Below are 24,978 nucleotides of genomic sequence, written 5' to 3'. Positions count from 1 at the left end.
TATTCCTATTCTACCATGATTTGGCGGAACTGACTCCCCTGGCTCAACCAGTGCCGCCCTCAAAGCCGATGTGAAACGTACTCTGCGCAAGATCCAGAAGTTCCCTGAGTGCCACCGAGAACATGGGGTATTCCGGATGCGGATGACTGCGCAACTCACCCAGAAGCGCGTGCCAGCGCTCGATCAGTCCGGCATGCTCCTCCATCCACGCACTCAGTGATGCCTCCAGCCCCTGACCCTGCTTTCGGGAACGCAGAATCCCAATGGTCAGAGCGCGCTGCTGCCAGGTCAGATCCTCGCGGAAGCTTTCGCGCGCCAGTGCCTCCCAGTGACTCTTGGGGGTGAGTGCGGAAACGGCCCGTGCGAACCAGTCCAGTGCCAGAGCATCCCCGACGGCAAAGTACAGGTTGGCTACCTCCTGCAGCGGCAGCCCGGTTTCCTCCTGCGCCTCGATAATGCCAAGCGCCGAGAGCAGATAGGGGGTGCCCGCAACAACACCGGCGACATCATCGGGAACGCCCTTGCGGGAGAATTCATTGAACGCCTTGTTCCACTCAGTCACGGCCTTGTCACCGATGTAGGACGACAGGTCGGCTGTCATGGCATCAACACTGCCCTGGAAGCGCCCGATATGCGCCTGGATGTTCATCTCACTGCGGCGATTACGCAGCAACCAGCGCGTTGCCCGGCGCACAAGGCGCATCAGCTCGCTCTGGATGCGAATCTGAAGGCCACTCTCCACCACGTAGTCGAGAGATTCCACCTTCTGCCACCACTCATCCAGACGGAAAACGGTCTTGGCAATCACGTAGGCCTGGGCAATCGACGGTACTGAGGCTCCGGTTGACTGCTGCAGGCGCTCTACAAAGGTCATGCCCATGTGGTTGACCAGATCATTGGCAACCCGGGTGGCAATCAGTTCGCGGCGCAACTGGTGGTTCTGGAGTTCGTCACCAAAGCGCTCGACCAGCAACGGGGGGAACACGTGGTAAATCAGATCCCGAATGCCCGGCTCGTCAGGTACAAAGCTCCCGGCAAGCGTCTGCTTCAGGTCTCCCTTTACGACAGCAATGAGTACCGACAACTCAGGGCGCGTCAACCCCTGGCCCGCAAGCTGACGTTCCGTAAGGGCCTCGTCGTCGGGCAGAAACTCAAGGGAGCGGTCCAGAAGACCCCGGTTCTCATAGCGGATCATCAGGCGGCGGTACTCCTCTAGCCGCACCGCACCTTCCGTGTTTGCAATGGAGATCGCCTGGGTCTGGCGGTAGTTACTCTGGAGCACCAGCCGGGACACATCCTCGGTCATCTCACCGAGCATCTCATTGCGCTGCTTGAAGGTCAGATCGCCCTGAGCGACCAGCCGATTCAGCAGGATCTTGATGTTCACTTCGCGGTCCGAGCAGTCAACACCACCGGAGTTATCAATAAAGTCGGTATTACAATGCCCGCCGTTCAAGGCAAACTCGATCCGACCCAGCTGGGACATCCCCAGGTTACCGCCTTCGCCCACAACACGGCATCCCAGTTCACGACCGTCCACGCGAAGGCCGTCATTGGCCTTGTCCCCGACGTCACTATGCGTCTCGTGACGGCTCTTCACAAAGGTCCCGATGCCACCAATCCACAACAGGTCGCTGCGCATCTTCAACAGGTGAACGATAAGCATGTTGGGGGGCATATGATCGGACTTCGTCCCCAGAAGCTTTTTCATCCGGGAACTGATGGGTATGGATTTCGAGGCCCGGCTGAAGATGCCGCCGCCTTCGGAAATCAGACTTGTATCGTAATCCTCCCAGGAGGAGCCCGCCTTGAGGAAAAGCCGTTCACGCTCCCGGTAGCTCGCGGCCGCATCGGGATTGGGGTCAATGAAGATGTGCATATGGTTGAACGCCGCCACCAGGCGAATATGCTCCGATAACAGCATCCCATTCCCAAACACGTCACCGGCCATGTCGCCGATTCCCACCACGGTAAAGTCATCCTCGGCGGTGTTCAGTCCCAGTTCCCGGAAATGTCGCTCAACGGAGACCCAGCCCCCCTTGGCGGTGATGCCCATCTTCTTGTGGTCATACCCGTAACTGCCTCCGGAGGCGAATGCGTCCTCCAGCCAGAAGCCATACTCCCGGGAAATGCCATTGGCAATATCGGAAAAAGTGGCTGTGCCCTTATCCGCCGCCACCACCAGGTAATAGTCGTCGTCGTCATGACGGATCATATCGGGGGCCGGAATCACCTTCCCATCAATGAAATTGTCGGTAAGGTCGAGAAGTGCCCGGATAAAGGTGCTGTATGCTGCCTTACCCGCCTCCTGGATGGCATCGCGACCACCCTGGCTCGGTAGTTGTTTGGCGACAAATCCGCCCTTGGCCCCCACCGGCACAATCACCGCGTTCTTCACCTGCTGTGCCTTGACCAGACCCAGGATCTCCGTGCGGTAATCCTCAAAGCGGTCCGACCAACGCAGGCCACCCCGGGCTACCTTGCCGCCACGCAGGTGCACCCCTTCAACTTCCGGGGAGTAGACAAAAATCTCATAGGCTGGCCTTGGCCGGGGCAGATCGGGAAGACGCGACGGGTCCAGCTTGAAACTGACGCAGGACCTGAAAGCGCCGTCGGCACCCGGCTGATAAAAGTTGGTCCGCGTGCTCGCCTGCATCAGTTCCAGGAACAGGCGCAGCACCCTGTCCTCACTCAGGTTCGGGACGTTATCCAGAGCCGAGTTGAACTCCACCTCGAGTTTCTGTTGGGCTGCCTCACACTGGTGTCTGCTCTGGAACCGCTCGGGGTTGAAGCGAACTTCGAAGAACTGCAGCAGCAGTTCGGCCAGTTCCGTGTGGTTGATCAGGGTGCCTGCAATGAAGTTCTGGCTGTTGCTGATCCGGATCTGCTGCATATACCGCGCGTAGGAACGCAACAGCGCAATCCGGCGCCAGTCCATGTAGCAGGCCAACGCAAGCCGGTTAAAGGTATCGTTCTCCGCCTCGCCGTACCAGACCCGGGTGAATAAGGGTTCGAAAATGGCTCGGATCCGGTGGACATCAATGGCAGCCCCGGAGCGGGACTGCAGGGCAAAATCATGGATCCAGTTACGGTCCCCATCCCGATCCAGGATCTCAAAGGGATGCTCACCGATCACCCGGAACCCAATATTCTCAAACACCGGAATAACGTCGGAGAGGGGCAGCTGTTCACTGGGATGGAACAGCTTGAAGTGGAGGGTATCCGACTTTTCCTCCGGCTCGCGGTAGAAACTCATTGCCATTTCACCGCTTTCGCGGATCTGGTTGAGGTAGTCCACGTCAATCGCAGCGCGCCTTGCCGTGAACATGTCCCGGTAGCCAGCTGGGAAGGCGTTTTCATAAGTCGCTGCCAACCGGGTACCGACCTCTTCGCCGTGATGTTCAACCAGCGCCTCCAGCAGCGTGTCCTGCCAGGAGCGCGCCAGCTCCACCAGCTTGTCCTGAAGTTCCTGTACCGGAAGTGTCCGGTTCTCCTGAGGCCGGACCCGCACCGTGAACTGGGTCCGTGCAAGCACGGACTCCGAGAAATAGGTGGTGAAATCGATGCCCTCGGCATCCAGAGCCGCAGTAATCTCATTCTGCATGCGCACCCGCAGCTGGGTGGCGTAGAGCTCGCGCGGAACAAATACAATACAGGTGACGAACTGGCCGTAGACATCTTCCCTCATGAAGAGCCGTATCTTGCGCCGCTCCTGGATGTAGAGAATCGCCTTTGCGACCTCCAGGAGTTCATCGCCCCCAATCTGGAAAAGCTGGTCGCGCGGATACACCGTCAGAATCTGATCCAGCTCTTTACCGGCGTAGTCCTCACGGGGATATCCCGACTGGGCGAGTACATATTCGACCTTACGGCGCAGGAGTGGAATCTCATCGGGCCGCTCGTGATAGACCCGTGAGGTGTACAGGCCCAGAAAACGGCGTTCGCCAACCACACGCCCCTTTTTGTCAAACTTCTTGATGGCGATGTAGTCCGGGTAGGCGGGCCGGTGAATCCGCGAGCGCTGGGCCGACTTACCGAAAATGAACAGGCTTTCCCGGCTGGTCATGGCCTCACGGGTCTGTTTCGGCATATCCTTCATCCGCACCCGCTCCGGACGTTCATTGTAGGAACGCAGGATTCCCAGCTCAGAACCTTCACGCTGGCAGATCTCGGTGTAGCGGGCTTCCTTCACAAAGTCATATTCGTCATAGCCCAGGAAGGTGAACCGGTCATCCACGAGCCACCTCAGAAACGCCCGGGCCTCCTCAACATCCGTTCCATCCAGGCCCGCGGGAGGGGCATCAAGCTCGTCGAGAATGGCGATTGCCTTTTCCCGCATCTGGGGGAAGTCGGAAACGGCGGTGCGAACCTCCTGGAGGACTTCCTCAATCTCCATCTGCAGGTGGGCCAACCCCTTTTCCCCAGAGTGGCGATCCACCTCCATCACAATCAACGCCTCTTCCCCGGGCTCCAGGGGTTTCTTGACCGCCTCCTTCAGGTTCAGGAGATTCCCACCATCATCACGCTCCGGGTTCAGGATCGTATAGTGAATGGTATGAATATTGAGTTCCTCGGCATTCACTTCCATGCGCATGGAGTCAATCAGGAAGGGTATGTTTGGATGGAGGACGAACAGTACCGTGTGGCTTGATTCCCAGCCGTCCTCTTCCAGATCCGGATTGAAGACCCAGATGCGGGCGCCGTCGCCCGGGCCTTTCTGGATGAATTCCCAGGCCGAGAGCACGGCGCCATAGGTATCGAGGAAGCGTTGCGATACCAGTTCATCAAACGGCATGTGTTCCAGGTATCGGCGGGCGAAATCACTGACGCGCTGCGCCTGATCCCTATCCATGCGTTCAAGGATTGCCTCGTCCATGCGCTCCTGGAATTCCTGCATACTGGTAACGGTGACTGCATTCATGGTTGCCATCCTGTAACCCTGCGCAAGCCCGGAACGGGCTCCCGCCAGCGCCTCGCGCCAATTCGACTAGTGCTAAGCTCAGCATAGTCAAGATACTTCATACTGCAGTGTTACGAAGCTGCGGGAAACACTTATCCATACGCATTACAATCCGGTCATAGTCCTCGGATTCGGGGCCAAAACGCAACCTATCCGACTTGAGCACTGGGCCAAGCTGAGCGAGGATGGCCACATGATCACCGATACCACGCAATGGGAAACACCGCAGTTAAAAGACCGGAAGACGATGTTTGGGGTGCGTCGGGTACTCGGGTGGATAGGTTTCTGCGCGGCGCTGGTCACGCCCTCCCTGCTGCAGGCCGACGAGTTGAGGGCCTCAGTGGACCGTGACCGGCTCTATGCCAATGAAGCCTTCAAGCTTGAGCTCCAGGCCGAGACCCAGCTTGATTTCAACCTGTGGTCGATCTTCAACCCCCGTGAAATGGAGATTCCACATCCGGACACATCCCCCCTTGAACAGTCATTCCATATCCTGGATCGCAACCAGCATATGTCCATCAAGACCACCAATGGCGAGAACAAGGGGACCGTGACCTGGACGTTCTTCCTGGCACCGCTGGAGTCCGGAACCCTGACCATCCCCCCACTGACATTCCAGGACCTGGAGAGCAACCCCCTCGAAATCGAGGTAATCCCGGGGGTGGCGCCGCCCGATGACCACGCCCCTAGAGCCCACCTTGAAGTGGAGCTCAGCGATGAAGAGGTTTATGTCCAGCAGCAGGTTCTTCTCACCCAGCGGGTCTTTTACGATCCGCCACTGATAGGCGGCGAACTTTCGGCGCCGGAGATTCCCGACGCCCTGGTGAAGCCCATCGACAAACAACGCGAATTCAGGGCAGAACGCAACGGTCGTGAGTGGCAGGTCGTTGAACGCCGCTTTGCATTGGTTCCCCAGTCCCCCGGAACCCTTGTCGTCCCGGAGCAGACCTTCCAGGCGCGCAAGCGTAACGATGAGGGTAATGTAGAGTTCGTACATACTTCGGCACCGCCCAGCGAGCTTCGCATCAAACCTCCCCCCGCTTCGTTCAGTGGTGATGTCTGGCTGCCGGCCAGAGACCTGGCACTCACGGACGAATGGTCCGATGCCCCCGAATCCCTGCGTGCCGGTGACAGCGTCACGAGGACCATTCATGTGCGGGCGTTGGGCGTCGCGCCAGAGGCGCTGCCCCGGATAGATATCGATTATCCGGACAGCCTGCGCGAATACCCGGAACCCTGGGAATCCGAATCCAGACTGACCGACGACAGCATCGAGGCCCGTATCCGGAAACAGTCCGCTCTTGTGCCTATTCAACCGGGCAGTGCCAGAATTCCGGCAGTACGGATTCCATGGTGGGACGTTGAAAGCGATGAGGAACGCGTTGCCATTATCGAGGCAAGCGAGGTAACGGTGGAACCCGCCGCCGGCTCGGGTGTATCCGACTCTGAGGCGGACTCGGGTCAGGATCCTCCACTGACCGATCTCAGCCTATCACGCCCGCCGGGTGCGGCACTCCCCCCCTTGTGGTTCTGGCTTGCCGTGGTTCTGGCCAGCGGTTGGTTGCTGACAGGGCTTGCCTGGTGGCGCAACCGGAGACCCATGCATCGGGATCAGGTGAATGGTCTTTCCACGGACGAAAAAGCCAACCGGGAACGGTTCCAGGTACTGTGTGAACGGGCCCAGAATGGAGAGGCAGACACCCTTACACTGCTTCCACAATGGGCCAGCGCCCACTTTGGAAAACCGGCGCTCAAAACTGTTGGAGACGTAACCGCCTATATCAACGACCCGAGACTCACCCGGGAGATTCAGGCCCTTGAGCGTCACCTCTTCGCAAACCCGAACGAACGGGCACCATGGCACGGTGATGACCTCGTCAGCGCTCTGCGCCGGGTAGCAGGAAAGCCCCTTTCCGGCGCTTAATCGTCCGACAGCACGCCGGACGGGACGGGCTCACCCAGCTCTGAGTAAGCAGCCGCAACTCCCTGGCGGATGCTGTCCGCCTGGGGATGGTCGGGAGCCACTTCCAGGATCCGTTCCCAGTGCTCCACGGCCTGGCGGAAATCTCCCGCCCGGAATGCCTTTATTCCCATTATGCTGAGGGCATTGATCTCATCCGGGTTGCGCTTCCGCGCCTGCTCAATAGCCGCCTCGACCCCGCTGGTCACCTGCCCCTGATTGGCAACGAAAAGGGCCTGTGCCCGCAACCCCCAGGCTGAGGCCGGCTCTCCCTCACCCGTCTCCTCCAGGGCCCTGGCCAATCCTTTATAGGCCTCGGCCGCCGCCTCGTGGCGTTCAAGCTGCATATAGCTGCGCGCGAGCATGGACCAGCCCTGCGGGTTGTTGGGGTCATTATCGAGACGCTGGCGCAGCCCCTCAACCATCCCCTCGATATCCTGCTGAGTAACCTCGCCACTGCGCATCTCCTGCATGCTTCGGAATTCAGCAAGCGCCTGCCGCGATCCGAATTCCCCGTACAGGTAGAACGCGCCCAACGGAATCAGGAGGCAGAGCAACACGGTCATTACAGCCAGAAGGCGCCTCCCCTCCCTGCGGGGCTCCGGATCGCGGGCTTCCTCCGGCCCCACGTCCTGGAGCATGCTCAGCTCGAGCTCGTCCCGCAGGGTCTCAAACGCGGACTCATCGAGCATTCCCTCGTCCCGCTCCTGTTCCAGCTCCTTGAGCCGGGAGCGGTAGGTATTCAGATTCTGCATCCTCCGATTGGCAACGGGCGTGCGATGTCGGTGGAAAACAACAGGCTGGAGAACAAACACCAGTGCCAGCACAACCAGAAGTGCCAGCGATAACCAGAAGGTCGTGGGCATGGATTACTCACTCAAATTGAATCAGTTCAGTCGTCGCGTAGCCACTGCTCGGCACGCTGACGTTCCTCATCGGATAACACGGGAGACTCATCCTTTGTGCGACGCCGGGTACGAAGCGTGATCATGACCACCACTCCAATACCAACCGCGATAGCAACAAAGGGGCCCAGCCAGAGAATCCAGGTCCGTGGCTCGAACTCAGGGCGGTAACGAACGAAATCGCCGAAACGCGCCACCATGGCTTCCAGGATCTCCTCATCGGTGTACCCTTCCCGCAAAAGCTGCCGGACCCGCTCCCGCATATCACTGGAGATCGGCGCTCCCGATTCCGCAATGGTTTCGTTCTGGCACTTGGGGCAGCGCAGCTCATCCGCCAGATCGCTGAAACGCTGCTGCAGCTCGGGATCGTCCATGCGCTCTTCACGGGCCTGCCCGTTGAGCGGGAAAACGGTGATGAGCACCACCAACAGGATGAGCAATCGGCGCCATTCAGGAGTCATCGCGGTACTCCTCATAGAGCGGTTTGAAGTCGGACTCCCAGACTTCCTGATCGACTACCCCGACGTGACGGTGTCGGACAACACCCTCGGTGTCGATCAGGTAGGTCTCCGGAGCCCCGTAAACCCCCAGATCAAACCCGAGGCTGCCTTCCGGGTCATAGATCACGGTTGAGTAGGGATTACCGCGTTGCTCAAGCCATTCCAGGGCAGCCGGGCGTTCATCCTTGTAATTCAAACCCACAATGGGCACACCCTGCTCGGCGAGCTTGTTGAGCTGGGCATGCTCCACGCGGCAGGCCGCACACCAGGTTCCCCAGACATTAAGAAGCTGGACTTTGCCGCTGAACACCTCGGAGCCCACCTGCTGTTCCGGTGTTTGCAACAAGGGTAACTGGAAATCCGGCACGGACTCGCCGACCAGTGCGGAATCCAGCTTGCTGGGATCCTGCCCGAGACCAAAATAGAGAACCATCCCCAGAGTGATGGCCAGTGCCAGCGGTAGAAAGAGCCACAGACGATTCATGCTGTCGCCTCCCCTGCCGAACTCGCCGTGCCCGCCGAACGCGACTTCTCATCGGCGGTGACAGTCCGCCGCTGACGCACGCGGTAGCGTTTATCACTGACCGCGAAGGCACCGCCAGCCGCCATCATCAGTGCACCGAGCCAGAGCCAGCGCACCAGTGGCTTGTATTGGATGCGCACACTCCATGCAACCTCGCCTTCGACGGACTCCCCGAGTGCCACGAAGAGATCGCGGAAGAACCCGGCGCTTATACCCGCGTTGGTCATTACATTCATACGCACCGGATAATGGCGCTTTTCGGGGAAGACCGTGGCAACAAGCTCACCGTCCCGATAGACATCAAACCGTGCCCGTTCGGCCGTGAAATTCGCCCCTTCGCGCTCACCCAGATCCGCGAAGTGCCACTCAAAGCCTGCAACCTCCACACGATCGCCCGGTGACATACGGCGGTCCTGCTCAACACCATGCATCGACACCATGGTTGCCCCGGCCATAGTTATTGCCAGTCCCACGTGCCCCAGAACCATCCCGTAATAGCTGCGCGAGAAACGTTTCACCCCGTACAGACGTCCGTGACGGCTGGCGCTGCTCTGCCACATATCATAGAGAGTCGCGAAGGCAACCCAGCATGAGACTGCAATGCCAATAACGGTCAGGATGTGGGTGCCCCCGACAGTGAGCGGAGGCACCACCAGCGCCACCAGCACACTCAGTGCAGCAGGCACTGTCAGCTTACGGATGACCAGGTCAGCAGGGGTGCGCTTCCAGCGGGTAACAACCCCCACACCCAGAACCAGCCCCAGTCCAAGCGCCAGGGGCACAAAGGTGATATTGAAGTAGGGCTCGCCCACCGAAATCGTGCCCTTATCCATGTAATCAAGAATCAGGGGGAAGATGGTACCCAACAGGACCACCAGTGTGGCCACGACCAGAAAGACATTGTTCAGCAGCAGCAGTGCTTCCCGGGACAGCAGGGTAAAGCCCGTACGACCGCGAACCGCGGGCGCGCGGATGGCGTAGAGAGTCAGTGAGCCGAGAACGGTGATCGCGAGCATCACCAGTATGAAAAAGCCCCGTTCCGGGTCCGTGGCAAAGGCATGCACGGAGGTAAGCACGCCGGAGCGGACCAGGAAGGTACCGAGGATACTCAACGAGAAGGTGAGGATGGCCAGCAATACCGTCCAGCTCTTGAATACACCGCGTTTTTCAGTCACTGCCAGAGAGTGGATCAGTGCCGTGCCGACAAGCCAGGGCATAAACGAGGCGTTCTCCACCGGGTCCCAGAACCACCAGCCGCCCCAGCCGAGCTCGTAGTAGGCCCACCAGCTCCCCAGAGCGATGCCCAGGGTCAGGAAAGCCCAGGCCACCGTGGTCCAGGGCCGGGACCAGCGCGCCCAGACGGCATCCAGACGCCCCCCGATCAGTGAGGCAATGGCAAATGCGAAAACCACCGAAAAGCCCACATAGCCCATGTACAGCATCGGAGGATGGACGATCAGCCCGAAATCCTGCAGCAACGGATTCAGGTCGGCCCCGTCCTGGGGCACATTCGGAAGAGTGCGGTCGAAGGGGTTCGAAGTAACCAGCGTGAACAGCATGAAACCGACGCCAACCAACCCCATGATGGACAGAACGCGTGCCCGCATTTCATCGGGTAGATTCCGGCTGAAAGTCGCTACCGCCAGGGTCCAGCCCCCGAGAATGAGCACCCAGAGCAGCATGGACCCCTCATGGCCGCCCCAGACGGCGCTGAACTTATAGTACCAGGGCAGCATGCTGTTGCTGTTGTTCGCGACATAGGCGACCGAGAAGTCATCGGTCATGAAGGCGTAGGTCAGACAGCCAAAACTGAGCGCAAGCAGCACAAAAACGCCTGCCGCCAGTGGTCGGTCAAAACCCATCAGTCCGGGATGGCGGATCGTTGATCCCACCATGGGGATAACGGTCAACGCAATTGCCAGCAGCAGAGCCAGTATCAGCGCAAAATTTCCAAGTTCCGGGATCATCGTGTTGCCTGTTGGTTAGACGGTGACTGGACGGAATGGTGCTCAGGCACCATCACCCTGTTGCTCTGGCGATTCCCCTTCACCTTTCGGGTAATAGCCGCCCCCGCTTCCTTCCTTGAGACGGCCGGCATCCTTGAGCGCCTGCTCCACCTCGGGCGGCATGTATTCCTCGTCGTGTTTGGCAAGGACCTGGTCCGCGACAAGCACCCCATTCTGGTTGAGTTTACCCAAAGCGACCACACCCTGCCCTTCACGGAACAGATCCGGAAGAATGCCGTCGTACTGTACCCGTACGCGCCCGTCATTATCCGTGATCCGGAAGTGCACCCGCAGCGAGTCTGAATCGCGTTCTACACTGTCCTGCTCAACCAGTCCGCCCGCTCGAATCCGTTGGTCAACAGGCGCTTTCCCCGCTGCAATCTCGGCAGGACTGTAGAACAGGTTCATGTTCTCCTGCAGGGCCACCAACACCAGGGCCACGGCCACCGAGAATCCGGCGAGCAGTACAACAATAATCGTCAGTCGACGCTTACGAACCGGATTCATTCTGTGGTTTCCTCTCACTTGCCTTACGGGATTCAATTCGGACCAACCGCTGCTGATCCAGCACTATCCGCCGATACTGCAGTCGCGTACCCAGAACCAGTGCGGCTATGACAACAAGAAATACCAGATACGAGGACCACACATAGGCACCGTATCCATTCATCGCGATCAGCGACTGTAACGAATCGAACTGCATTAACGCATCACCCATTCATTGTGACAGGAGCCAGTCCCGGACCCAGCGGGCCCGGCGCTCCCTGTAGAGTATTTCATTACGCATCCGCATCAGGATGAGCCAACCGGCAAGCAGGTGAAAGCCGATGGCACAGATCAAAAGAGGTACCCACATCGAGGCGGGCATGGCGGGCGCCTCCGTCATCTTGATCGACGCCGGTTGGTGCAGGGTATTCCACCATTCAACCGAGAACTTGATGATCGGGATATTCACCACACCGACCAGGGTCAGTATGGCACTGGCCCTAGCCCGGTTTTCCGGATCCTCAAGGGCACGGCGCAACGCCATAACCCCAAGGTAGAGAAAGAACAGCAGGAGCATGGACGTCAGGCGCGCATCCCAGACCCACCAGGTGCCCCAGGTGGGTTTACCCCAGACGGCACCGGTGAACAGTGCCACGAACGTCAGGGCGGCACCAACCGGCGCTGTTGCGGCAATAAAGGTATCCGCCATCTTCATGCGCCAGATCAGTCCAACCGCGCCAGCAACGGCCATGGCCACATAGAGGGACTGCCCCAGATAGGCGGAGGGCACGTGAATGAAGATGATCCGGTAACTGTCACCCTGCTGATAGTCCGCGGGCGCAAACAGGAGCCCCCAGACAATGCCCACCCCGAGCAGTATCAGGGCACCGAACCCAAGCCAGGGGATCAGTCGACCCGCAATGCCGAAAAACCATTTGGGAGAGCCCAGTTTGTGAAACCACTGCCACATGTTATGCAGGTCCTGTTGGTTCAGCCATTTGCCACGCTCATACGTAGCCCCGCGGCAATCGCTAATGGAGCCAATACTATGGCAAGAGCCAGCATTGCGCCCAGTATTGCAAGATGGCCGGTAATGGAGGCCCCCTGTCCAAACGCGGTTACGGCGCCGGTCCCGAAAATCAGCACCGGGACATAGAAGGGGGTCATCAGCAACGCCAGAAGCATGCCACTGTTGCGCACACTGACTGTCAGCGCCGCGCCAATGGCCCCGATCAGCAGCAGCACAGGGGAGCCCATCAGCAGTGTCAGCGTCAGAACGCCAATGCGCTCGGCAGGAAGATGAAGCATCAACCCAAGCAGCGGCACAAGCAGCAGCAACGGAACAACCGACGCGACCCAGACCGCCGACACTCTCACCAGCGCCATCATTGCCAGCGGCTGCGGCGACAGCACCCATTGTTCCAGATAACCGTCCGCATAGTCATTGCGGAAAAGCATGTTCAGCGACAAGAGGATGGCCAATAGGGCCGCCACCCAGATGATACCCGCTCCCGCATCACGGAGAAACTCAGTCTCTGGGCTGATGCCAAGCGGGAAAAGCGACACAATCAGCACGAAGAAAACCAGTGGATTGATGACATCCTGTTTCTCCCGAAAGGCGATCAGCAGCTCCCGGCGGAACGTTGTCACACCGGCCCTTATCAGCCCGTCGCCCGACTCTCTCAGTGTGACCGGGGTCCGTGATTCAGGTTGCAAAGCCAAGGCTCCCCCCGAGCTCCAGGACGCGGCATTCATCAAGCTGTAACCGGTGATGCGTGCTCAGTACCACGGCACCGCCCTGGGCAGCCCGGCTGCTGATAAGACTTTCAAGCACCTTTACGGCTCCCTGATCGATAGCGGTGAACGCCTCGTCCAGAAGCCAAACAGGCTCGGTGGAAAGATAGAGCCGCGCCAGGGCCACACGACGTTGCTGCCCGGCAGACAGGTGCGCCGACGGTATATCCTCATAGCCTTCAAGTCCGACATCCGCCAGGGCTTCCCACAGTAATTCCTCCCGATGGGGGCGCCGCATATCAACCCAGCAGCGCAGATTCTCCAGGGGCGTCAGGGAGGCCGTAATGCCAGCCCTGTGGCCGAGGAACAGCATGTTCGCCTGGTACCAATCACGCTGTTGGTGCAGGGGGTACCCGTACCAGCTCAAACCGCCTTCAAAAGAGAGGTTGAGCCCCGCCAGAACCCGCAGCAGTGTTGTCTTGCCAGCACCGTTGGGTCCGGCTATGCGGACGATATCGCCCGAACCGACGCTGAGGTCAAGGCCGCTGAACAGCACGCGGTCGTCCCGCTCACAATACAGCTGCCTGGCTTCCAGTAAGGTGGTGCTCATTCTTTCCCCGGCTGGGAGTGGATTCCGGTTTGGCCTCGATCCGGCGGGCGACTATTATATAGAAAACAGGCAGGATTTGCTGTTCATTCGTGTTTTTTCATCGGGGGCCCAGAAGCCGTTCAACGAAGAATTCCAGGTGGCCCCTGGGCGTCGAGGGCAGCGGCCACTGATTGACCTTTCTGGCCAGCTCGCGGAACGCATTGGAGGCCCTGGAGCCCGGATACAGCTCGAGGACGGCTTTCTGCCGTTTTACCGCCTTCCTGACGGCATCATCAAGCGGGATACTGCCCACATAGTGTAGCGCAACATCCAGAAACCGCTCAGTCACCCGGTACAGCTTGTCATATAGTGCTTTGCCCTCGTGTTCACTCGTGACCATGTTGGCAAGAACCCGGAACCGATGAGTGTCATAGTCACGATTCATGAGCTTGATCAGCGCGTAGGCATCGGTGATGGAAGTAGGTTCATCATTGACCACCAGCAACAACTCCTGGGACGCGCGCAGAAACGTCACCACGGATTCGGATATGCCCGCGGCGGTGTCCACAATCAGTACGTCCACTTCGTCGCCAAGTTCACTGAAGCCGGAAATGAGTCCGGCGTACTCCATCTGGGAGAGGTTGGTCATGCGCTGAACGCCGGAGGCGGCGGGAACAATCCTGATCCCTGCAGGCCCATCCACGAGGATATCCCGCAGGGAGCACTCCCCCGCGAGGACATCGGAGATATTGAGGCCGGCGTTGATCCCGAGAAGCACATCAATATTGGCAAGCCCGAGGTCCGCGTCCATAAGCACGACCCGGCGCCCCATCTGGGACAGTGCGATGCCGAGATTGACCGACACATTACTCCTGCCAGCACCGCCCTTGCCGCCGGTGACCGCAATCACCTGTACCGGGATATTCATTCGGAAACGGCTCTCCCTTCCTGTTATGTGAACTGCAGGGACTGAGGGCTCAGGACCTGATAAGCAGTTTGGAGGCCGGAATTAACAGGTGGGGCTCACTCGCGCACATAGCGCCGCAGTTGCTCGCTGACGGTTGCCAGCTCTTCTTCAATCGCGGCAACCTGCTGCCCACTCTGTGAAAGATTATCCTCCCTCCCGGCCTGCTCGGCGGCAAAGCAGCACTCCGCGAGAATGGGCGCGCCTATATTGATACAGCTGCCCTTGAAGCTATGGGCCACCTTGCGAAAGCTGTCGGCGTCCTCCGCCCGGGCCGCTTCAGAAAGCTGCCGGAGACGCTCATCCGCATCCTGGAGGAAAGTATTGATCAGGATATTGAATTCATCCTCCATGACATCACGCAGTTCCGTAAGGGCCTCATGATCCAGGTGCTGTTGATCACTCATGGCTGTTTCCCTCCTCGGACACCCCGGAGCGCGATTCACCGCGCCCGGCATGCCACACAAATTCCGCCTCAATACAGTTGCCCTTTCCGCATAAGCGTACGTTATTGCAGAGTTGCCGTACAAGCGCGAGGCCACGCCCCGAAAGCCCGTTATGGGCAAGGGATTGGGAGAGTGCTTCCCCGGAGAAGCCGTCGCCGCTGTCCTCCACCCTGATCAGGAGTCGACCACCCCGGCGTTGCGGATCCGGCCTGTGCTCGAGCCGGATGGAAACAGCACCATGCCTGATCTCACCAAGGAGGCGCTCACGCTCACTGTAATAGCGGGAAAACCCTGCCGGGGAATCCTTGAGCGATGACGGCAACCGCAGAACGCCGTGCTCAAGAGCATTGTTAAACAGCTCAGTAATGATGGTGTAGAGTTCGCCGCTGAACAGCCTCAGCCCGGGAACATCCATACAGATGTGGAGCAGCAGTGGAACGGGATTGAACCGAGCCAGGGTTTCATTGCGCAGTTCATAGGTCATCTCCCAGTCCAGCGGCCCCGCGCCGGTATCCGGCAATACTTCCGGCTCCACCGCCTCAAGCAGTGATTCCTCAGCCATTGCCACATCGAGGATGGTGATATCGTCCTCACTGCCAACCCCCTCCGCGAAGGAACGCACGGCTCCGCGCAGGCGTTCAAACACATCGGAAGGCGTGCCGCCCCCGGCGAGCACCTCAAGGATGCGGTCCTCACCAAACATCTCACCTTCGCGGTTCACGCTCTCCATCACCCCATCTGAGCACAGCAGAAGGTGTTCTCCCACCTCCATGGCGTGGCGCTCACAGGCCGCCGAGAAGCGGTCCGCGGGCAGGATGCCCAACGGCAGGTGGCGGGAACGCAGTTCATCCCTGCTGCCATCATGACGCAACAGGTAGCCGCTCGGCAGTCCGCCATTCCACACCTCGGCGTGTCCGGATTTCAGGTTAAGGTCCACCATGGCGGCGCAACAGAACACGCCCGTGGGCAGAATGGCCTGCATCTTACGGTTCATTTCCCGCAATATATCGCTGATGGCGAAGCCCTTGGCGGTCATGCCGTAGAAGATTTCCGCCAGGGGAACCGCGCCGATCGCTGCCGGCAGTCCATGCCCCGTGAAGTCACCCACGAACAGGTGAACCCCACCGGAGGGCTTGGGTGACGCAAAAAGAACGTCCCCATTGAAGATGGACATGGGAGATGCTTCATAACGGATATTTTCGGCCCCCAGACAGCCGCGGTGAGCAATATTGTCAAAAACCCGGCGTGCCATCTCCTGCTCATGCAGCATCTGCTCGTTGCGCTGATGCGTGCGATCCCGCTCGTTCTGCAGACTCTGGTGGAGTTCGCGCATGCGTCGGAAGGCATTGATCTTGGCGCGGAGAATAACCCGGTTGTAGGGCTTGGAGAGGAAGTCATCACCACCGACCTCCAGGCAGGAGGCCAGGGATTCCGGGTCGCTCAGGGAGGTGAGAAAGATGATGGGAACAAGCTGCTCACCGGCTGCGGCCTTAATCTCGCGCGCCGCCTCCAGACCATCCATTCTCGGCATCATGGCATCCAGAAGCACCATCTGGGGGGCTTCCCGGTGGAATGCCTCAACCGCTTCCATGCCATCAGTGGCCATGACGACCTCATGCCCCTGGCGGGTCAGGATGGCATGGAGGATCATCCGGTCGCTATGGTTATCCTCGGCAATCAGGATCCGGAGAGGACCATTGCCGAACGCAGCATCAGTCGTCAATCTGGAAGAGCTGTTCGAAATTGGAGATGGTCAGTATGCGGCGAACATCACCGTTGCAGTTCACGATCCGGACATCTGACTTCTCACCGCCGGCATAGTCCCGCAACAGCAGCAGCATTCCCAGTGCCGAGCTGTCCAGATAGGTTGTTTCACTCATATCGATAACGTAACGCGTTATGCTGGAATCCGCGCCTTCATAGGAATGACGGAACGCCTGATGGGAACTGAAATCAAAACGGCCCTGAATATGGATTGTCAGTGTGCTGCCATCATCTGATTGTTCTGTGGTAATCGACATTATTCCCCCTGTCGTGACCGCGTCGGCGCTTCCAAATCTGAGGATAGACTACGAGACCTGTTTGTCACGCCACTCGGACTCCGTGTAATTGTCGTCGCATGGTCCGGGCAAAACGTTGATTGGCCGTCTCATCAACTGCCTTCCGCCCCCTACGCCCGCCTTCCCCACCGCGCGCGGCAGTTCCAGATGCAGGACGCCATGCCTCCCCACCTTTCCCTGGCCTGGCGCCAACTTGTCGCGAGCGTGTGCCATTCCGTTCCCCGTGATGATCCACCTGTTGCTGCTGTTGCGCAATAGGCTGGGGTCATGAATCAGTTGCTTCCCCGCGGAGCCCATACTTGCGAACCTTCTCCACCAGCGTCGTCCGCCGGATGCGCAGCTTTTCAGCAGCACGGGCAACCACCCCATCGGACTCATTCAGCGCCTGTTCGATCAGGGTCTTCTCAAGACTGGAAAGATAGTCCCTGAGATCAAGGCCGTTCATCGGCAGCAGGGCCGGAGCATCCAGGCCTGCCATACCCCCGATGCCAGACGGCAGGCCCGAGTCTTCCACCTCACGGGTTTCATCAATGTCGTCCACATAGCGGAACTTCCTGGGCAACTCGTGGACACCGATGACCCCGTAGGGATGCAGGATCGCAAGACGCTCAACCAGATTGGCAAGCTCACGGACATTGCCCGGCCAGTCGTGCCGGCAGAGACTCATGATGGCCGCCGAATTGAGTCGGATCGAGCCCCGTTTCTCCACTTCCATCCGGGAGATCAGTTCATTGATCAACAGGGGAATATCCTCGACCCGCTCACGCAGTGACGGCATCTCGATCGGGAAGACATTCAGCCGGTAATACAGGTCCTCACGGAATTCGCCGTTCTCAATCATGTCTTCCAGGCTTTTATGCGTCGCCGCGATGATCCGAACGTCAGCATGAAGCGTCCTGTTGCCGCCGACACGCTCGTAGGTCTGCTCCTTGAGGACACGCAGGATCCGGAGCTGCATGCTGAGCGACATATCCCCGATCTCATCGAGAAAGAGCGTGCCCCCCTCGGCCAGCTCAAACCGCCCTGCCCGTGAGCTGATGGCACCGCTGAAGGCACCCTTTTCATGACCGAAAAGCTCGCTTTCCAGCACCTCCCCTGGGATAGCGCCACAGTTGACCGGCACGAAAGGCTTGTCCCGGCGTGGTGAGTAATAATGCAGGTTGCGGGCAACTACTTCCTTGCCGGTACCGGGTTCACCGGTAATGAGAACGCTCACCTCCTTGTCCGCCACCTGCGACATCAGTTGGCGCACATGGTGGACACGGCGGCTGGTTCCCACCAGGCTCCTGAAAAGCTGCACCTCCCGTTGCTGACCACGCTGCAGGGAGTCCGCGTACTGATCCCGGTAGACCTGCGCCCGGTAGAGTGAGTCCACGAATTTCGTGTAGTTGGGCGGCCACTCAATGCGCGCGATGATGCGCGACTCGGCATCCTCACTAAGCCCTTCCAGGGGCGTGTCGCCGAGCTGGAAGAAGGGCACGCCCTTCTGCTGTTCCACCAGTTCATTCAGGTGATCCACGGCTTGTTCGCTGTCTCCGTCAACGATGACAAGGCCAATTTCCTCATTGTTCTGAAGCGGCTCCACCCAGTAACCCGGATCCGCGACAATCACCGTTTCCCCAATGAATTCAAGGATGGTCTGGAGGTCATGACGACGTTGCTCGTCGTCAACAATGACGAAAACGGAGGTTGTCTCAGTCATCGGACAATTCGCCTCGGCCGGGGCATGGTTCGTTTTACGATGTATTTTTCATCTGATTGTCAGGCATTTAAGACTCTAATGCCACCCACCGAAGTCGATTTTATGACGCTTCAAATCACTCCGCCCACAACATCGATCATCGATTATTCAGGTAGGCATTGGCAGCCTTCTGTGTTCTGCTGGTCTCTCTGAGCGCTGTTCCACGATATAACCGTAGTTGTCTTTGAAAATCGGGCGCCACCCCTTTATTGTCAATGCAGTGGAGCACGATAAACCCAACCATTACCGGACTGCATCAGTCGAGAATCATGTCAGAAGAACAGAACGATCACTACATTGCCATCGCGCGGGCATGCCTCAGGGCGATCAATAACGCAGCCACGGATTCCCAGGACCGGGCCGAACAGATCCACAGCGTCTACCAGGCCATCGACCACGCGTTCCAGAGCCATATGAAGGACTACCAGGAACAGATCCGTGACCTGGAACGGATTCTGGAGCGGATCGCCGAAGGCGAACTTTCCTCGAGCCAGATGATACACCTTGCCCGGGCTGCGCTTGCCTACGACGAGCCACGCGAGCAGGATGACCCTCTGCACTGAGAGCCACACCGGAGAGCTCAACACAATGACCAAGATTACGGGACTGATCCAGAGCCTGATCATAACCGCCGCTCTGGTAACAACGGCCACGGCCGACGACATACGCAATGAAGTCGTGCCCACCACGGGGCCCAATGACGAGGCCAGCTATCGCTACCTTGAACTCAGTAACGGCATGGGCGCCCTCCTGGTTTCCGACCCAAGGGCCGACAAGGCCGCTGCCGCTCTTGATGTGCACGTGGGCGCGGGCGCCGACCCCGACAGCCGGGCGGGCCTGGCTCACTTTACGGAACACATGCTCTTCCTGGGCACCGAAACCTATCCGGACCCGGGCGAGTACCACCAGTTCATCAACAGTCATGGGGGGGGGCACAACGCCTACACCAGTGGCCTTGATACGAACTACTTTTTCAACGTCGAGCCGGAATTCCTGGAGCCGGCACTGGATCGTTTCTCGGAGCAGTTCCGGGTTCCAACCTTCGCCGAGGAGCTGATCGATCGCGAGCGCAACGCGGTTCATTCCGAATATTCGGCGCACCTTCGCAGCGACAATCGACGCTTCTGGTCGGCACTGCGCCGCACCTTCCCGCAGGAGCACCCGCTGTCGCGTTTCACTGTGGGCAACCTGGAAACACTATCCAACGAGAACAACGAACTGCGCGACGAAACCGTACAGTTCTATGAAGAACATTACTCCGCGAACCTGATGGAGCTGGTCGTACTCGGGCCGCAATCCCTGGACGAGCTTCAGGAAATGGTGGTGGGCCGCTTCAGCCCGGTAGCAAACCGCGGCCATGACGCGCCGCAATATACCACCCCGTTTCTCGAGTCAGACAAGCAACCAAGGCTGTTGCGGGTCAAGGCATTGCGCGACAAACGCAATCTGCAGCTGACATTCCCCATTCCGTCCACGGAGGCGGACTACCGCAACAAGCCCATGGGATATCTGGCGCACCTTATCGGTCACGAGGGCCCGGGCAGCCTGCATGCCGTCCTCAAGGAGGCCGGGCTTATCGATACACTCTCCGCGGGCCAGAGCCTGGACACCGGTGACCAGGCCCTGATGAACATCAGCATGTCGGTAACACCCAAGGGGCGGGAACGCTGGAAGGATATCGTCAGCCTGAGCTTCCGTTACCTGTCGATGATCGAGGAAAAGGGCATCAAACAATCCTATTTCGAGGAACAGCAGCAGCTGAACGACCTGAATCTCCGGTTCCGTGAGCGGAATAAACCCATCCATGAAGTCAGCACCCTGGCGAGCCGCCTCCACCGGGTCGATCCGGCGGATGTGGTGGTGGCGCCCTGGCTCTACGAAACCTTTGAACCCGCCGTGTACAGGGAACTTCTGGAGCACCTGAGCGCGGACCGTGTGCTTGTATCACTGCTCGCGCCGTTCGAGGATACCGAAGGCTGGGACAGGACCCAGTACTACGATACGCCTTACCGAATCACTGACATTGACCAGAACTCCATCAATGGCGACGGGGCTGTTACCGAACTGGCAGAAAAACTCGCCCTGCCCGAGAAAAACCCATTCGTGCCAGAGGATCTCTCACTCGTTTCCGGCAAGAACATGGAGGCACCAAGCCGCCTTGGGGATGGCCCGTTAACACTCTGGTACGCCCGGGACACCCAGTTCGGCGCTCCTCGCGCCAACGTCTACCTGAACCTGCGCTCACCGGCCGCCAACGGCTCACCGCGCAACGTCGTTCTCACGCAACTACTGACAGAACTCGTCAAGGACGAGCTCAATGCCCTGGCCTACCCGGCCCGGCTCGCGGATCTCGATTACAGCATCTACAACCATCTGCGCGGCATCACCGTAAAAGTGAGCGGGTATAGCGACAAGCTCCCGCAACTGCTGCACGAAATCCTGATACGCCTGCGCCAACCCACCCTCGAGAGGGATGCCTTCCAGACACGCCTGCGGGATCTTCAGGATGAACTGGGTAACGCCGCGCAGCGACGCCCCCACGAGATTGCAAGCAGCCGACTCCAGGAAAACCTGATGGCGGATGTGCACTCCCATCGGGAGCGATTGGAGGCGGCACGCAACCTCGAACTGGAGGACCTCAAGAGCCACGTCGAGAGCTTCTATGAGAGCCTCGACCCGGTTATGCTGGTTCAGGGAAACATGACACGAGCCGCGGCGCTGAACCTGCGGACGCGGACCACCAGCCTGATCATGGCGGATACGGATGAGACCCAGGTTCCGAGAAGCCGCCTCAAGCGCCTGGATTCAGGCTCCCAGGCCATCAGGACCGCCGTTCAGCATTCCGATCAGGGTTACCTGCGTTATATTCAAGGGTCGGACAAGACAACCGAAACAATGGCAGCCTATCGGATTATGGCACAGGTTCTCTCATCACCCTTCTACGAAGCCGTCCGCACCAACCAGCAGATGGGCTATATCGTTCAGGCCATGGCTTACCCGATTCTCGATGTGCCGGCGCTGGCCTTCATCGTGCAGTCTCCGGACAACACCCACGAGGAGATTGACGCAGCCGTTCAATCCTTCCTGGAGAGCCAGAAGGAGCGGCTGGCCACGATGTCCAGCGACCGGTTCCAGCGTCAGAAGGAGGCGGTAATCAGCCGGATCGCGGAAGACCCGACACAGCTGAGTGAAGTGGCGGATCGGTATTGGCAGGAAATTGATCGGAAGAACCTGGATTTTGATACCCGAGAAAAACTCATCAGCGCGATCAGGGAGCTGGATCAGGAGCGTCTCCAGGAAATCTACCGGCAGCAGGTACTGGACAGCTCAAGGCAGCTCCTGATCAATGCCAACAGCAAAGTGCCGCAATCGGCGGAGAAGATGCAGCCCCTGAACTTCGATGGCGAATTCCCCTCCCCCTGATACCAAGGCGGGGAATCACATGTAAGGAACCAGTGATTCCCCGTAGAATTTCAGATCCTGCAGCAACAGCTCCTGTTTCCGGGTGAGCTCGCCCGATGCGAAGAGCGACTCCAGCTTCCTGAAAAAATCAGGCAGGCTCTGCCACCCTTTTGGCGGCTCCAGGAGCCGCTGCTTTCGGAATGCAACCCACTGCTCCTGTTCTTCCGCATTCAACGTCTCCGGATAGTTACGTGCCCGGTACCGAAAGAACAACTCAGGCAGCCGGGGATCCTCAAAAGGCAGCTCCAGCTCTCCCAACAGTTCCACAGGCGTACTCAGTGCCTGGTCCAGAAGCTCGCGATCAGCAGGCCTGATGAAGCCGCCGGTATAGAGGGATTCGTCGGGATCCTGATCCTGAGGGGCATCCGACGGCTCATAGACTGACTGCAGCCGCGCTGACAACCCCTTAATTTCCCGCAGCGTCCGCAGATTCTTCTGGAGCCTGTCCCGGTCAAGGTCAAAATCCTGCAATCGTTGTTCCGACAGGCTTTTCAGCATGGTCGCAGGCGCCAATACAGGGCAGGTATTGGCCCTCACCTCCTTCAGGGCGGGGCGCTCTTCCCCTTCCTCCATGTCCTCACCACGCCGGAATAAACGGTCCCGTATCTGCTCCGGCGACGCTTCCGCCAGGAAGCTCGGGTCCTGCCGAAGGTCAAAAACGATCACGGAGTTACGGTTCCGGGGGTGAACCGCTACCGGTGCAACCAATGCACAGCAGCCCAGCCTGGGAGGGTACATCGCCGATACGTGGAGAACGGGCTTCATGGTGGCCGAATCAAGCATGGAAAAAACGGCGTCCTTGCTCCGGTTACTCAGGACGTACTCGTAGAGCCGTGGCTGCTTTTCCCTTATGAGTTTTGCCAAAGCGATGGTTGCGCGAACATCCGCCATGGCATCGTGGGCATCACCATGCTCGATGTTGTTGGCGGCAGTAAGGTCCTCGAGACGGAATGATGGCGTGCCGTCCTCCTTGCGTGGCCACTCAATGCCTTCGGGGCGAACGGCATAGGCCAGCCTGACCATGTCGATGATATCCCAACGGGAATTGCCGTTTTTCCATTCCCGCGCATAAGGGTCGCGAAGGTTGCGATACAGCGTCTGGCGGGTCACCTCATCATCAAAACGCAGACTGTTATAACCCACGCCACAGGTGCCGGGAACCAGGAATTCCTCATTGATCCTCTGGATGAACTCCGCCTCGGGCAGACCTTCCTTAAGGCAGTCCTGGGGCGTAATGCCGGTTACCAGGGTGGCTTGAGGATCGGGCACATAATCATCGGAGGGGCGGCAGTAGAGCGTGAGCGGGTCGCCGATGATATTGAGATCGGCATCCGTGCGTATCCCCGCAAACTGCGCGGGCCGATCCCGGACGGGATCGGCCCCAAAAGTCTCGTAATCGTGCCAGAAAAAGGAATTCAAGCGATTGCCTCCCGGGTGGAGTCACCAAGTCGGCGTAAGCATAACACTGGGAGGGCGCATGGCTGAACGCCCCGCTTCAGAACAGGCCCTGTCCGCGATCGATATATTCGGTTCGCTCCCGTGGCACGACGGTGTCATTCTGCAGCGACTGCAGATCCAGGCGCATGGCCGTGGGGATGTTGATAAAGACACCCGAGTCCGTGGAGACGGTGCCGGTGGCGTCACCGGGGGATTCCCAGTCCAGGCCCTGATTCTGGAATGAAATAAAGAAATCATTGGTGAAAGCGGCGTTGCCGTCAGCATCCCGTTCGCCGACTTCCAGGGTCTGGATGGCACTCAGGGGCGCGCAGTCTGTCTGGGTCGAGCAGTCCGCAGAGTCCGCCAGGCCAAAATGCGTGGCACGCTGGTTGTTGGCGGTTCCATCTGACTGCAGCAGCTCTCCGTCCTGAACAGTGCCGTCGTTGGTATCTTCCAATTCAATACCAAGCCTCCCTGTAAGCGACTGGATTGAACCGGAAAGTGTTCCCCGGGATTCGGTAAAGCCCATGCGGAAACCCACAACATTACCGTCATTTTCCGCAAGCTCCAGATAGGGGTCCAGGCCTACAAAGGGCACGATCTCGTTTGCGTCGTAGGTATTGCCGTCGAACTGCTCACCCTGCTGGCGTGCAATATGGCCGAGGGAAAGATGATCAACCGCGACATCACTGCCCGTGCCATCCTCGCCCAGCGCCATCTCCTCCATATTCATCTGGAGTTCTGAGCGGGTACCAACGGTATAACGCGTGAAGTCCGCCTCGGCCGTCTGGTTGACGTCCAGTCCCAGCATAGCCTGCCCGGTTACGGACCCCATTTCTTCCTCACTCATGGGTTCCATATCTGCGAGCACCGCTCCTGAGACCATCATCAGCCCCCCGAGGAGCATGGCACCAATCACGCTATCCCTGTTGTGCATCGATTGCCTCTCAGCAATGAAAAGTGAAGGAACTGCTCTCATCCACCTACATTACTCATAGGCGGCGCTATGTACTGTGATGAGGTTCCACTGGGGAATTGCGATAATGTAATAAACCTAAAACCTGGGAGGTATGTCACAACGTGGCAGGCATAAAAAAGCCCCGCCCGGGGTTACCGGGCGGGGCTTTGGGTGTAGGCGCCTGACGATGACCTACTCTCGCATGGGAGACCCCACACTACCATCGGCGCTGAGTGGTTTCACTTCT

The 24,978-nt window shown here is 58.9% G+C and carries 20 protein-coding genes; 3 read left to right on the top strand and 17 right to left on the bottom strand.

Annotated features, from left to right (window positions below):
* Positions 1 to 43: 43 nt before the first annotated feature.
* Positions 44 to 4,921, bottom strand: coding sequence for an NAD-glutamate dehydrogenase (locus DES49_RS10935; protein WP_133736466.1), 4,878 nt, complete (start codon positions 4,919 to 4,921; stop codon positions 44 to 46).
* Positions 4,922 to 5,153: 232 nt separating this feature from the next.
* Between DES49_RS10935 and DES49_RS10930 the strand changes: the two genes are divergently transcribed.
* Entirely contained in the window at positions 5,154 to 6,884 is a 1,731-nt protein-coding gene (locus tag DES49_RS10930) for a BatD family protein (protein ID WP_133736465.1), read from the top strand.
* On the opposite strand, the gene ccmI is transcribed toward DES49_RS10930, so the two are convergent.
* The 14 genes from ccmI to DES49_RS10860 form a co-directional block, all read right to left on the bottom strand.
* A complete protein-coding gene (gene ccmI / locus DES49_RS10925) occupies positions 6,881 to 7,786 on the bottom strand; it encodes a c-type cytochrome biogenesis protein CcmI (RefSeq protein WP_133736464.1) in 906 nt (301 codons plus the stop codon). The two genes, DES49_RS10930 and ccmI, sit on opposite strands and share 4 nt — an antisense overlap.
* Positions 7,787 to 7,812: 26 nt before the next feature.
* Positions 7,813 to 8,286 (bottom strand): cytochrome c-type biogenesis protein, encoded by a 474-nt coding sequence (locus tag DES49_RS10920; RefSeq protein WP_166646065.1) that lies wholly within the window; start codon positions 8,284 to 8,286, stop codon positions 7,813 to 7,815.
* The gene (locus tag DES49_RS10915; RefSeq protein WP_133736462.1) at positions 8,276 to 8,809 is read right to left on the bottom strand and encodes a DsbE family thiol:disulfide interchange protein; all 534 of its coding nucleotides are present in this window, start codon (positions 8,807 to 8,809) and stop codon (positions 8,276 to 8,278) included. The genes DES49_RS10920 and DES49_RS10915 overlap by 11 nt, the downstream gene beginning before the upstream one ends.
* Positions 8,806 to 10,815 carry a heme lyase CcmF/NrfE family subunit gene (locus tag DES49_RS10910; RefSeq protein ID WP_133736461.1) on the bottom strand — a complete coding sequence of 670 codons (2,010 nt, stop codon included), beginning with the start codon at positions 10,813 to 10,815 and terminating at the stop codon, positions 8,806 to 8,808. Before DES49_RS10910 ends, DES49_RS10915 begins: the two co-directional genes overlap by 4 nt.
* Before the next feature lie 42 nt (positions 10,816 to 10,857).
* Positions 10,858 to 11,361 carry a cytochrome c maturation protein CcmE gene (gene ccmE, locus DES49_RS10905; RefSeq protein WP_133736460.1) on the bottom strand — a complete coding sequence of 168 codons (504 nt, stop codon included), beginning with the start codon at positions 11,359 to 11,361 and terminating at the stop codon, positions 10,858 to 10,860.
* Positions 11,345 to 11,524: a heme exporter protein CcmD gene (gene ccmD / locus DES49_RS15840; protein WP_424955234.1), complete on the bottom strand. Its 180-nt coding sequence runs from the start codon at positions 11,522 to 11,524 to the stop codon at positions 11,345 to 11,347. Before ccmD ends, ccmE begins: the two co-directional genes overlap by 17 nt.
* A gap of 48 nt (positions 11,525 to 11,572) precedes the next feature.
* Complete coding sequence (locus tag DES49_RS10895; protein WP_133736458.1) at positions 11,573 to 12,310, bottom strand: heme ABC transporter permease; 738 nt, start codon at positions 12,308 to 12,310, stop codon at positions 11,573 to 11,575.
* Positions 12,311 to 12,330: 20 nt separating this feature from the next.
* Positions 12,331 to 13,056, bottom strand: coding sequence for a heme exporter protein CcmB (ccmB, locus tag DES49_RS10890; RefSeq protein WP_243865029.1), 726 nt, complete (start codon positions 13,054 to 13,056; stop codon positions 12,331 to 12,333).
* Entirely contained in the window at positions 13,046 to 13,684 is a 639-nt protein-coding gene (gene ccmA, locus DES49_RS10885; RefSeq protein WP_133736456.1) for a cytochrome c biogenesis heme-transporting ATPase CcmA, read from the bottom strand. The genes ccmB and ccmA overlap by 11 nt, the downstream gene beginning before the upstream one ends.
* A gap of 97 nt (positions 13,685 to 13,781) precedes the next feature.
* The gene (locus DES49_RS10880; RefSeq protein WP_133736455.1) at positions 13,782 to 14,591 is read right to left on the bottom strand and encodes a MinD/ParA family protein; all 810 of its coding nucleotides are present in this window, start codon (positions 14,589 to 14,591) and stop codon (positions 13,782 to 13,784) included.
* 95 nt (positions 14,592 to 14,686) lie between these two features.
* Positions 14,687 to 15,034 (bottom strand): Hpt domain-containing protein, encoded by a 348-nt coding sequence (locus DES49_RS10875; RefSeq protein WP_133736454.1) that lies wholly within the window; start codon positions 15,032 to 15,034, stop codon positions 14,687 to 14,689.
* Positions 15,027 to 16,796 (bottom strand): ATP-binding SpoIIE family protein phosphatase, encoded by a 1,770-nt coding sequence (locus tag DES49_RS10870; RefSeq protein WP_243865028.1) that lies wholly within the window; start codon positions 16,794 to 16,796, stop codon positions 15,027 to 15,029. Before DES49_RS10870 ends, DES49_RS10875 begins: the two co-directional genes overlap by 8 nt.
* Complete coding sequence (locus DES49_RS10865) at positions 16,786 to 17,094, bottom strand: STAS domain-containing protein (protein ID WP_133736453.1); 309 nt, start codon at positions 17,092 to 17,094, stop codon at positions 16,786 to 16,788. The genes DES49_RS10870 and DES49_RS10865 overlap by 11 nt, the downstream gene beginning before the upstream one ends.
* Before the next feature lie 304 nt (positions 17,095 to 17,398).
* Complete coding sequence (locus DES49_RS10860) at positions 17,399 to 18,835, bottom strand: sigma-54 dependent transcriptional regulator (protein WP_133736452.1); 1,437 nt, start codon at positions 18,833 to 18,835, stop codon at positions 17,399 to 17,401.
* A gap of 308 nt (positions 18,836 to 19,143) precedes the next feature.
* On the opposite strand from DES49_RS10860, the gene DES49_RS10855 reads away from it, so the two are divergent.
* Positions 19,144 to 19,437 (top strand): hypothetical protein, encoded by a 294-nt coding sequence (locus tag DES49_RS10855; protein ID WP_133736451.1) that lies wholly within the window; start codon positions 19,144 to 19,146, stop codon positions 19,435 to 19,437.
* Between the two features lie 25 nt (positions 19,438 to 19,462).
* Positions 19,463 to 22,297, top strand: coding sequence for an insulinase family protein (locus DES49_RS10850; protein ID WP_166646063.1), 2,835 nt, complete (start codon positions 19,463 to 19,465; stop codon positions 22,295 to 22,297).
* A gap of 15 nt (positions 22,298 to 22,312) precedes the next feature.
* Here DES49_RS10850 and sbcB read toward each other — a convergent pair whose 3' ends face one another.
* Both sbcB and DES49_RS10840 read right to left on the bottom strand, forming a co-directional pair.
* Positions 22,313 to 23,755 (bottom strand): exodeoxyribonuclease I, encoded by a 1,443-nt coding sequence (gene sbcB / locus DES49_RS10845; RefSeq protein WP_133736449.1) that lies wholly within the window; start codon positions 23,753 to 23,755, stop codon positions 22,313 to 22,315.
* 76 nt (positions 23,756 to 23,831) lie between these two features.
* A complete protein-coding gene (locus DES49_RS10840; protein WP_133736448.1) occupies positions 23,832 to 24,710 on the bottom strand; it encodes a DUF6160 family protein in 879 nt (292 codons plus the stop codon).
* Positions 24,711 to 24,978: the final 268 nt, after the last annotated feature.

Source organism: Halospina denitrificans, assembly GCF_004364635.1.
In the GTDB taxonomy this organism is placed as follows: Bacteria; Pseudomonadota; Gammaproteobacteria; order Pseudomonadales; family Oleiphilaceae; genus Halospina; species Halospina denitrificans.
This window is presented reverse-complemented; position numbering and strand designations above follow the sequence as displayed.

Bases quoted from the DNA above. Each gene is read 5' to 3' on its own strand.
- DES49_RS10865 (WP_133736453.1), bottom strand. From the start codon at position 17,094: ATGTCGATTACCACAGAACAATCAGATGATGGCAGCACACTGACAATC.
- DES49_RS10875 (WP_133736454.1), bottom strand. From the start codon at position 15,034: ATGAGTGATCAACAGCACCTGGATCATGAGGCCCTTACGGAACTGCGT.
- ccmE (WP_133736460.1), bottom strand. From the start codon at position 11,361: ATGAATCCGGTTCGTAAGCGTCGACTGACGATTATTGTTGTACTGCTC.
- ccmI (WP_133736464.1), bottom strand. From the start codon at position 7,786: ATGCCCACGACCTTCTGGTTATCGCTGGCACTTCTGGTTGTGCTGGCA.
- DES49_RS10930 (WP_133736465.1), top strand. From the start codon at position 5,154: ATGATCACCGATACCACGCAATGGGAAACACCGCAGTTAAAAGACCGG.
- DES49_RS10840 (WP_133736448.1), bottom strand. From the start codon at position 24,710: ATGCACAACAGGGATAGCGTGATTGGTGCCATGCTCCTCGGGGGGCTG.
- DES49_RS10895 (WP_133736458.1), bottom strand. From the start codon at position 12,310: ATGTGGCAGTGGTTTCACAAACTGGGCTCTCCCAAATGGTTTTTCGGC.
- DES49_RS10855 (WP_133736451.1), top strand. From the start codon at position 19,144: ATGTCAGAAGAACAGAACGATCACTACATTGCCATCGCGCGGGCATGC.
- DES49_RS10935 (WP_133736466.1), bottom strand. From the start codon at position 4,921: ATGAATGCAGTCACCGTTACCAGTATGCAGGAATTCCAGGAGCGCATG.
- DES49_RS10860 (WP_133736452.1), bottom strand. From the start codon at position 18,835: ATGACTGAGACAACCTCCGTTTTCGTCATTGTTGACGACGAGCAACGT.
- DES49_RS10920 (WP_166646065.1), bottom strand. From the start codon at position 8,286: ATGACTCCTGAATGGCGCCGATTGCTCATCCTGTTGGTGGTGCTCATC.
- DES49_RS10850 (WP_166646063.1), top strand. From the start codon at position 19,463: ATGACCAAGATTACGGGACTGATCCAGAGCCTGATCATAACCGCCGCT.
- DES49_RS10880 (WP_133736455.1), bottom strand. From the start codon at position 14,591: ATGAATATCCCGGTACAGGTGATTGCGGTCACCGGCGGCAAGGGCGGT.
- DES49_RS10910 (WP_133736461.1), bottom strand. From the start codon at position 10,815: ATGATCCCGGAACTTGGAAATTTTGCGCTGATACTGGCTCTGCTGCTG.
- ccmD (WP_424955234.1), bottom strand. From the start codon at position 11,524: ATGAATGGATACGGTGCCTATGTGTGGTCCTCGTATCTGGTATTTCTT.
- DES49_RS10915 (WP_133736462.1), bottom strand. From the start codon at position 8,809: ATGAATCGTCTGTGGCTCTTTCTACCGCTGGCACTGGCCATCACTCTG.
- ccmA (WP_133736456.1), bottom strand. From the start codon at position 13,684: ATGAGCACCACCTTACTGGAAGCCAGGCAGCTGTATTGTGAGCGGGAC.